Genomic DNA, 2,898 nt, shown 5'->3' with positions numbered 1-2,898 from the left:
CCCCCGGCCAGCAACCCTCAGAGGAGAGCGCCCCGCCGGAGCAAAACCCGAACTCAGGCCGGCCGCCGGGCCAACAAAGCCCAAACCCCAGCCATAGACAACAACGCCCCACCCGCAAAATTAAACCTCCGCTGCGCCCGCGGCGAAGCCAGCAGCGTGCGAGCCGAGGCGGCAAACACCGCATAAAGCGTGGCGTTCAAACTAGCCATCACCACAAAGGTCACGGCCAACACCCAGAGCTGGCGAGTGACGTCGGCAGCCGGGTTGATGAACTGCGGCAGGAAGGCCACAAAAAACACAATCCCTTTGGGGTTGAGCGCGGTGACCAGATAGGTGTTGCCGAACAGCTTCCACAAGGAGCCCGGGGCTTCGGGCGCCGCGGCCTGCATGGGTGAAATGCCGGCACGCAAGAGTTTGATGCCGAGGTAGAGCAGGTACAGGCCGCCGGCCCACTTGACCACCGTGAACCAGAAGGCCGACGCCGCCAGCAGCGCGCCCAGGCCGAACAGGGACACGACCAGCGCGGTCGAGTCGCCCAGCGCCACGGCGGCAACCAGCGGGATGTTGGCCCGCTTGCCATGCGCCATCGAATAGCTGATGACCGTGAGGATGGTCGGGCCGGGAATGATGAGCAGGACGGCGGTTGCGGCGACAAAAGCGAGCCAGAGCTGGAGGGACATGGTGCGTGTTTCCGAAGTTGCGGGGCCATGAAGCCATGAAGGGGGATTGGGTTTCATGATAACGCCGGCCGCCCGCATCTGCCTAAAATCGCCCATGCCTTCCGCCACCCCACCCAAGCCTCCCGCAGCAGCCGCATCACCCGCCGCGGGCCTTTTTACCGACGACAGCCGGACCACGCGTTGCGCCTGGTGCCAGGCCACGGCGGTTTACCGCAACTACCACGACAGCGAATGGGGTTTCCCGGTCGACGACGAGCGCCGGCTGTTCGAGAAGATCTGCCTCGAAGGTCCACGCGGGCAAAATCGCCTCGACCATCAACAACGCACAGCGTGTGATCGAGCTGCGCAAAGAGTTCGGCTCACTGGGCGCTTTTGTCTGGCGGCTGGAGCCGGAGGCCAAAAGCCGGCCCGCGCGCATCACGCACGAGGCTGTCAAGGCCATGCCCACTTCACCGGCCTCGACCACGCTGTCCAAGGACCTMAAAAAACGCGGCTGGACTTTTGTCGGGCCGACCACGATGTACGCCTTCATGCAGGCCATGGGACTGGTCAACGACCACATCGAGGGTTGCGCAAGCCGCAAGGCGGCGCTGGCGGCGCGCAAGGCCTTTACGCCGCCCAAGGTGTCGTAAGTTATAGCCAGCGGGCGCGCTTGAAGCGCCAGTAGAGAAGCGAGCAAGCCACCACAATCATGCTGATCGCCATGAGGTAGCCGTAGCGCCATTTAAGTTCGGGCATGGCTTCAAAGTTCATGCCCCATATGCCAGCAAACGCCGTACAGACCGCAAAGATACTGGCCCAGGCCGCGAGCTTCTTGGTCACTTCGCTTTCCTCGATGGTCACCATCGCCAGGTTCACCTGGATGGCCGTGCCAATCGTGTCGCGCATGTTTTCGATCAGCGCATTGATGCGCGTCAAATGATCGACCACATCGCGGAAATAATCCTGCACGCCGGCGCAAATCTGCGGCACGCGTCCGCCGTAAAGTTTGCTGGCGCCTTCAAGTAGCGGCGCAACCGCATGCTTGAGCACCATCACGCTGCCCTTGAGTTCGTAGAGCCGTTCGATGTTCTTGCGCGCGGCGCCGGGCGTGAAGATGTCTTTCTCGATCAGCTCCAGCTCGGTCTCGAGTTCGTCAAGAACGGGAAAGTAGCGGTCCACCACCGCGTCCATCAAGGCATACAGCACAAAACCCGAGCCGTTGCGCAACAGCTCCGGCTCGCGCTCGCAGCGTTCGCGCACACCCAGGAAACCTTTGTTGCTGCGGTTGCGCACCGAGAGCACATAGTTCTTGCCGGTGAACACGTCGACCTCGCCGACGTGAAGCTCGCCCGGCTTGTCGGTGGAAGGCTCTACCAGGTGCAGCACCGAAAACAGCGAAGCACCGTATTCCTCGATCTTGGGCCGCTGGTGGCCGTGCCGGGCGTCTTCGACCGCGAGTTCATGCAGGCCGAACTCGTGCTGCATTTCCTCGAGTTCTTCCGGCGTGGCGTCTTGCAGCGCCACCCAGACAAAAGCATCGGGCCGGCAGATGTAGTCGCTGATCTCACTGACCGGGATGTCGGCGAGTTTGGTGCCGTTCTGGTAAACCACGCAATTGATAAGCATCTGTGAATCCCAAGTTGGCCTCTTGCGTGGATTCTGGCACAGCGGCCACCGGGCACAAGCCCAGGCTCAGACAGCTTTACGCGGCACCACCAGCTTGTAGGTCGACTGCTGCAGCACGTCTCCGTGCTGGTTGAGTGTCTGGCTGCGCACCACCACCCGGCCCCGGTCGGGCCGCGACGCCGAGGGGGTCACGCTGACCACCTCGGTTTCCACATGCAGCACGTCGCCGGGGCGTGTCGGTTTGGGCCAGCTGATTTCACCACCGGCGCCTATGATGCCGCCGGCCAGCGGCAGGCCGCCGCCCACCAGCAATCGCATGGTGACGGCCGCCGTGTGCCAGCCGCTGGCGGCCAGGCCGCCAAAGAGAGTCGCCTTGGCGGCTTCGTGGTCCAGATGGAAAGGCTGGGGATCAAACTGTGCTGCGAACGAGATGATTTGCGCCTCGTCCAGCGCGTACTCGCCGCTCACAAAACGGTCGCCCACCCTCAGGTCATCGAGGTAGTGCCGCGTGGCCGCGTCGGGTGTTTGCGTCATGGTGTTCATGGGCTGTCCTTGATGCGAGATCGCCGATTCACGCTGCGGCCTTGGCGGCCATCTGCCTCGGCAACAG

The 2,898-nt window shown here is 63.1% G+C and carries 3 protein-coding genes and 1 pseudogene; 1 reads left to right on the top strand and 3 read right to left on the bottom strand.

All coding sequences use genetic code 11. The features are described from left to right. Positions 1–53: 53 nt before the first annotated feature. Positions 54–680, bottom strand: coding sequence for a LysE family translocator (locus AC1D0P_RS25295; protein ID WP_477679248.1), 627 nt, complete (start codon positions 678–680; stop codon positions 54–56). A 94-nt stretch (positions 681–774) separates the two neighbouring features. On the opposite strand from AC1D0P_RS25295, the pseudogene AC1D0P_RS25290 reads away from it, so the two are divergent. Further along, a pseudogene (locus tag AC1D0P_RS25290) lies at positions 775–1,312 on the top strand (DNA-3-methyladenine glycosylase I). Position 1,313: 1 nt separating this feature from the next. Here AC1D0P_RS25290 and AC1D0P_RS25285 read toward each other — a convergent pair. Both AC1D0P_RS25285 and AC1D0P_RS25280 read right to left on the bottom strand, forming a co-directional pair. Continuing rightward, complete coding sequence (locus tag AC1D0P_RS25285) at positions 1,314–2,288, bottom strand: magnesium and cobalt transport protein CorA (RefSeq protein ID WP_477679247.1); 975 nt, start codon at positions 2,286–2,288, stop codon at positions 1,314–1,316. A gap of 66 nt (positions 2,289–2,354) precedes the next feature. Further along, the gene (locus tag AC1D0P_RS25280) at positions 2,355–2,822 is read right to left on the bottom strand and encodes a MaoC family dehydratase (RefSeq protein ID WP_477679249.1); all 468 of its coding nucleotides are present in this window, start codon (positions 2,820–2,822) and stop codon (positions 2,355–2,357) included. Positions 2,823–2,898 lie beyond the last annotated feature (76 nt).

It is taken from the genome of Polaromonas sp. P1_G2 (assembly GCF_056405515.1).
This window is presented reverse-complemented; position numbering and strand designations above follow the sequence as displayed.